At 55.9% G+C, this 6,458-nt stretch carries 4 protein-coding genes and 2 pseudogenes; 1 reads left to right on the forward strand and 5 read right to left on the reverse strand.

From position 1 onward, the window contains the following. Nucleotides 1–178 precede the first annotated feature (178 nt). The 3 genes and pseudogenes from J3489_RS38865 to J3489_RS17950 all read right to left on the reverse strand — a co-directional run bounded on the left by J3489_RS38865 (nt 179) and on the right by J3489_RS17950 (nt 3,636). Nucleotides 179–648: pseudogene (locus tag J3489_RS38865) on the reverse strand (SDR family oxidoreductase). Between the two features lie 245 nt (nt 649–893). After that, on the reverse strand, nt 894–2,288 hold the full coding sequence (locus J3489_RS17945) for an APC family permease (protein ID WP_207000175.1): 1,395 nt from the start codon (nt 2,286–2,288) through the stop codon (nt 894–896). A gap of 124 nt (nt 2,289–2,412) precedes the next feature. Next, the gene (locus J3489_RS17950; protein WP_207000176.1) at nt 2,413–3,636 is read right to left on the reverse strand and encodes an aminotransferase class III-fold pyridoxal phosphate-dependent enzyme; all 1,224 of its coding nucleotides are present in this window, start codon (nt 3,634–3,636) and stop codon (nt 2,413–2,415) included. Between the two features lie 557 nt (nt 3,637–4,193). Here J3489_RS17950 and J3489_RS17955 point away from each other — a divergent pair. Further along, nucleotides 4,194–5,138, forward strand: a complete 945-nt coding sequence (locus tag J3489_RS17955) for a helix-turn-helix domain-containing protein (RefSeq protein WP_207000177.1) — start codon at nt 4,194–4,196, stop codon at nt 5,136–5,138. Nucleotides 5,139–5,452: 314 nt separating this feature from the next. Here J3489_RS17955 and J3489_RS17960 read toward each other — a convergent pair. Continuing rightward, nucleotides 5,453–5,593 (reverse strand): annotated as a pseudogene (locus J3489_RS17960) (5-oxoproline transporter, DUF979 family subunit); the annotation flags it as partial. 341 nt (nt 5,594–5,934) lie between these two features. Further along, the coding region (locus J3489_RS17965; protein WP_207000178.1) for an ankyrin repeat domain-containing protein at nt 5,935–6,458 on the reverse strand (524 nt) is incomplete at its 5' end.

Here is a 6,458-nt window from a genome sequence, read left to right on the forward strand (position 1 = left end):
CGATCTGCTGCCCGCTGAGGGGCGGGCAGTCACTCGCAGCGAGGAAATGCATCAGGGCTGCGATATCCTCGGGTTGGACGACGTACCGATTGCCGCTGCGGTTGTCGTGAACGCGATTTCGGCCTTTGCTGAATCTTGATTCATTAACATCGGAGTATTCGTACTGCTGAGACATATCTCATTGACACGGATCCCCTTGGGACCTAGCTCCATGGTGGCGCAACGGATCAGGCCGCTGGTCGCCCGATTTCGATGACGTGGAGTCGGAATAGGCAGACAGACCTATGCTCGAGGCGAGCGACGTAGTGCAGATGATCGAACTGCCGGGAGGCATGTGTGGCGCAGCGTATTTGATGCCACAGAAGGTGCCAAGCGTGTTCACCTCGAAGCAACGTTGAAATTCGGCGGCATGCCGCTCCGCAATTTCAGTTGTTTGGCCGAAATACCCCGCATTATTAATTAGGAAGTCGATCGACCGAACTTCTCCACCGTACTATTGATCAGATTTCTGACATCTGCCTCAACCGACACGTCGGTCTTGAAGAAGGTTGCTTCAATTCGGTTGGCGAATTCAGTGACATCGGTCCTGCCAGCGTTAGCAACCTTTGCACCGGCCTGTACAAACCGCTCTGTGGCGGCCTTGCCCATACCGCTTGAAGCACCCGAATAATTGTGACGTTGTCCTGCAATGAGAAGAAAGAAATTCCAAAAATCTCCACGAGAGTACTTTTTAACGAACCTCCAAAGTTTTACACCGTAGATCGGCTACACGATAGCGACGTTCAAACCAAGTGCACTAGTTGCCACGCGGCATACCAGATCTTCATCTCTCGACGCGATGAGCTCGTCCGCCTTCCACACGGCTCTCACCACGCGTTCGTGAATCGGGCGCGCTACCTACGCTTCCGGATCGCTCCATACGCGAAGGCGACCAAGAGGACAATGGGCAGACTGTTCACGAGCGCTGAGTCGCTGCCGGTAAATACGCTGTAGTTACTGGTGATCAGCCACGCGGCAGCGACGAAACCGATCATCGCTATAGTCGGCAGGACCCGCGTGACCCAAAAGCGATCGTCTTTCTTGCGCGCGAAATGTACGAGCGAGGAGAAGGCGACGCTGCCCTGCAGCCCGATGATTCCGATCGTACCAAGTGCGATCGCGCTTGGGAGTATCGTCACATAGGGATCGACGCCCATCAGCGTCGGCACCCCGACGAACAACGCGAGCAAAATGGTTACCACCGTGCTGGCGTTCGCTGGTGAGCCATGGCGGGGATGAGCATTCGAGAGACTTTTGGGTAGGCTTCCTTCATTACTCAGAGTGAAGATGTATCGCGTTGCCGCGTTATGAAGGGAGAGATAGCACGCGAAATTGCTGGTACAGATCATCAATGAGACAAGACCGGTCATCAACGTGCCTGTGTTGCTACGGAACGAGTTGAGAACAAGATCCCCTTGCTGTTTGGTTGCAAGGGCCTGAACGTCGCTCCAACCGAGATCGCCGATAATCGTCCAGACACTCAGAAAGTAGGCAACTCCGACCAGCACGATCGCAATAAACGTGGCACGCGGAATCGTTTGGCCAGGATTGCGTGCCTCCAAAGCGTAGAGCGCGGCTGATTCAATGCCAATGAATGATGCGAGCCCAATCATCAGGCTCACTCCGAAGCCTTTAGTGAAGACGTTGCTTGGCGAAATCGCTTCGACAGGTAGTGCGGCCATCCCTTTATGATGGCCGGTGGCGATCGCGAGAATCAACAACATGCCGAATTCGGCAAGAACGAGCGGAACTAACACCTTCGCGGCGATATCGACGTTGCCGCGGCCAAGAATCGCCACCATGACCATGAGTGCTGCCGTACAGGCCTGCCATCCGACATGAATGCCTAGTGTCCCGAGAGAGAGGTCGGTAAAGTACCCGCTGGTTGTCGCAAGCGCGGTGGCCATGGCGAGATACGACGCGAGGGCGACCCAGGCTGCGCCCGTGCCAATGCGCCTACCGAACACTGTCGAAAGATAGCGATAGAAGGCCCCGCCGCCCGGAATTGAGCGAATCAACGCGCTATAGGCAATGCCAAAGCAGAGCATCAACAATCCCGAGGCCAGAAAAGCGCCCGCCACCCCTGCGCCGTTTCCGAACATGAGAGCAACGGGGAGCGTTCCGACAATTGCGCCCAACGGCGCAGCAGCAGCGATCACCAGCAAGGCGACTTGCGTGGTGTTCAAGGTTCCGCGCAAAGTGTGCGCGTCTTCGGGCATTGCATCCACAAGCATTGGAGTATCTTCCACGGCTATCGCTCGATAGTGGTTAGATCATAAGGTGACGCTCATAGCCGCGAAATCTGGCGTTACTGATGGCACCGTTCCTCAATGCGCAATTAGTACGTCAACGCGAAGTGAGCAGCTCGTCGCGTTAGGCCAGGACGCGAGTATTTAGAGACGCTTTGAAAGCTTCCTCAGTAACATCCAAGGCTTGATGAATGTCTTCGTCGGTCATCGCCGCATTGATGAACATGTTGTGGAATGGGTGGAGGTACACCCCTCGCTTGACGGCCTCATTTGCCCATGCATATCCTCTCTTAGCCCCCGGATCGTCCTCGAACAGGATCTGCGGCATCTGGCATGGCCCAGTCTGCCGTACACCGATGCCTAGTCTGCTTGCCTGCTCGGCAATGCCCGCTCTGAAGAGCTCACCCAGCCGGATGGTCTTCTCAAGATAGTCGGTTGACTGGGCCAGCTCTAGCGTACGTAGTGCCGCAGCCATCGGCACGGCCGAGAACCAGTACGAGCCAGTCACGAAAATCTCAGAAGCAGCCGCACGGATCTTCTCGCTGCCAAGAAGCGCCGAGATCGCATAGCCGTTGGCGATTGCCTTACCCCAGGAGCTCAGGTCAGGTTGAACACCGAGTACATCCCAACTGCTTCCTCGCGCAAGACGCAGCCCGGTCCGAATTTCGTCGACGATCAGCAGCGCATCGTGCTCGTCGCACAGACGTCGCGCCGCCTGCGCAAACTCTGCGCTCGGCAGCGTTTGGTCGGCGAAAACGTCATGGCGGAAAGGCGTGGCGTACACACCTGCAACGTTGCCCTTGTTCGCCTTCAAGGCTGCTTCAAGGCTTTCAACGCTGTTGTATTCGAAGTACACATTGTTCGCCTTGTCCTCCGGCGTGATGCCAGCATCGCTAGGTACACACCACGGGGCGGCCCCGTGATACGCACCAGTCGCGATCAAGATCTTCTTTCGTTTGGTATAGGCGCGCGCGCACACCATCGCCATGGAGTTTGCATCGACCCCATTCTTGCAAAAGATGGCCCAAGCTGCGTGACTCACCATCGACACGAGTTTCTCCGCCAGATCGACGATGACCGGGCTGGGTCCCGTCATCGTGTCACCCGCCGTCGACTGTGCCCAAGCAGCGGCCTCGATGCTCGGCTCGCCATAGCCGAACAGATTGGTCCCGAATGCCGCCATGAAGTCGATCAGTTCCTGTCCGTCAGCGCTCCACAGACGGGTCCCGAGCGCTTTCGAAAAGAACTGGGGATAGTCCGGGGTCAGATATCGAATGCTTTGGTGACCGTACATACCACTGGGGATCACGGCCAATGCGCGATCGCGGAGCGCTGCTTCTTCGTTCATGAGATTCTTCCTTGATATCGGCGTCAACAGCTCGGCTGTCGACCAGTCCGGCGGCGTTCCGGATCGTCAGGCTGCAGAACTACATTTAAGCAAAGTCGGCTAGTTTCAGCCGCTCCGACTTGGAATCCGTACGAGATCGAATCGCTCGGACTCGTGTCGCGAACCCGATGAACGGGCTGATTAAGTGATGTCGACTATAAGTCGCTCATTTATGCGTGGTTATCCGTTTTTGGCAGTTGGATACCGTGGCGTCAGATCGACTGCGTCAATTTCCGGGCGCTGTTACCCAAGTCCGGCGGGCACCGCCGACGGTCGCGGGGGCATGGGACGCATACGGGGCCAGGAAATCCTGATTAGCAGTAAACCCGCCATTCCCGCTCGCAGAACAGGTTGACTGCAGGCGCGAGGGTTTGCACTGATGGAGCTGACGCCGTTTACATGACAAGTTTCCCAAGCTAAAGTTGGGATCAGCCTGTTCAGACGCGGCCCGACATGGCGCGAAGCTTCGGATAGGAGCGGATTCGCTGAAAGCCGATTCAAACTCCAAGGGGTAACGCGTGCACCGGGTCGTATCAAACGCTAATGACGTAACGGCACATTTAAGTGGGATTTCCGGCTGGGAACAGTCCTACTATCAAATGACGCCAGGAAAAATCGATTGCGCGCTCGACTTTGTCGAGTCTTCCAACGTTCAGATGTTTCATGAACGTTTTTCCGAGGACGTCGCGCAGTATGGCGCCGTCCCGCTGGGCGTCGTGAGTTTTGCGTTGCCGGTTAGGAGCTCTCGCGCTGGCACGTTACTGGGCAAACCCTTCGATGCCGGAAATGTTTACGTCGTCAGAGCCGGTCAGGAATTCATCACCCATACCACGCGGCAAATGGAGACGCTGGTCTTCGCCATCAGTGTAGAGAGATTGAAATCAGCGGCGGAATGGGCTTACCCGACTGTCAACGTTACAGACCGTAGTACCTTCGCACCTCTTAAAACGACACTGGGTCCTGAGCTGTCCGTTCTCGTCAGTCTCTTTCGCGATGCCAACGACGCGGGACCGAAACAGCGCGACACAAGAGAGCCCCTGCTCGAAGATTCACTCATCGATCTCCTACTGCAGCTCGTAGCGCAAAATGGCCCGCTCGAACGCGTAAGCCTCACGGAAGCAGTTCGTTGCGAGTTAGTGAAGCGATGCCGGGAAATAGTGCTGGCGAGAAATGACAACCCGGTAAGCATCCTGGAGCTGTGCCAGGCGCTGCGCGTGAGCAGGCGCGCACTGCAGGAGGCATTTCTAAGTATTACAGGGACAACTCCGTTGTACTATCTCCGTGCTATCCGGCTGGGAACTGTGCGTCAGCTACTTCAATCGGATGAACACTCGGGCAAGACGATTGGTGATATTGCGGCATCCTTGGGATTTTTTCACCTAGGACGACTCACCGGTGACTATAAGCAACTATTTTCCGAATTGCCGTCCGAAACACGGCAGCGGCGTTTCCAAAAGGTTTGATGTGCCCGTCCTCAGCCAGATAACCTGGGAGATGAAGCTATTTTGTTGAGTCGCGCAGGCACCGCGCTTCAGCGAAGACAGCGGCTATTGAATATCGGGAAATCCGTCTCGCATCACCCCAATGACTGCGAGGTAGCCGCTGGACCTTTCATCGGCTCAGGCGTCCGGGCACATGAGATTGATCTGTCAGGCCGTCTAGGCCACATGCAGACCAGCGGCCGAACCTGCGGACTAGGCAGTCTTCCCAGAGTGGCTCGCGAATCGTCCGCCGCGCGTGGTGGTTCACCCGTGCCTCGCGGCGGACAAACTCGCGTTCACAAGAACATCATGAAATTCAGCAGAAAGATATTGACGACCAAGAGCGCCGACCCCGTCGGCACCTGCACTTTGATCACCGCATTCTTATCCGGCGATTCGAGCAAAGCCGCCGGCACGATGTTGAAGTTTGCCGCTACGCGCATGCGGTCATGGAAATGGGTGCTCGCTATGTATCCGTTCGCGAAATCCGTGTTGAGTGATGCCGTGGTGCAAACATGTCGCTATTCGGAAACGACATGTCTTCCCGCTTTTGCTTTTCGATTCCATCAATCACTTGGCTAACGATGTGCCGGCTAATGAAGGAGTCGCTACCTCCCAGAGCATAGGGTTTGCCGACAGGGGAGCCAGTTTTGCAATGTCGTCAGAACGTGGTGCGCGTAAAGAGGGGACGGCTATGGAGCGTCGCAATAGCGGTTCGTGGGGGAGTGGCGGACGGCATCGAACTCGCAGCAACGCGAGTTCGATGCCGAGCTTCCTGTTAGAGCGGGCGCTGGCTGTCATCCAATCGTTTCGGCGCGTTGGCGCCCCAGCGGGCGCCGATTTGTTCCGGCGATTCAGGTGGCCATTTGACGCCCATCTTTATAATGCGGTCACGGATTTCGGTTAGTTTTTTATATGTGATCGATTCGGGAGCAGAGGCGTTTCGATTAATTCGCGTTGAAATTGCATACGGAAACGAAAGGCCGTTAATGTTGTATGTGTTTGGGTTCGCGCCGTGATCGAGTAAGTAGTCGATTTGGTCTAATGCGCGATTTGTTAAAGCTTCGTATAACGTCGTATTTCGCAACGAATCGCGCATGTCAACATTGGCGCCACGCGCAACCAGCAACTTGAGTGACTCAAAGGTTCTTTCCTTTGTTACGAAAAATATTATTGGGGTGCCGGCTTCGGTCGTTGTATCGGGATCAACGCCGGCATCCAGCAATGTGCGTAGGAACTCGGGTGGCTGACTGTTCAGCACTACGCGTAGCGCGCTGCCGAAGTTTGGCACGTCATGGTTCA

Source organism: Trinickia mobilis (assembly GCF_017315705.1).
In the GTDB taxonomy this organism is placed as follows: domain Bacteria; phylum Pseudomonadota; class Gammaproteobacteria; order Burkholderiales; family Burkholderiaceae; genus Trinickia_A; species Trinickia_A mobilis.

Bases quoted from the DNA above. Each gene is read 5' to 3' on its own strand.
- J3489_RS17950 (WP_207000176.1), bottom strand. From the start codon at position 3,636: ATGAACGAAGAAGCAGCGCTCCGCGATCGCGCATTGGCCGTGATCCCC.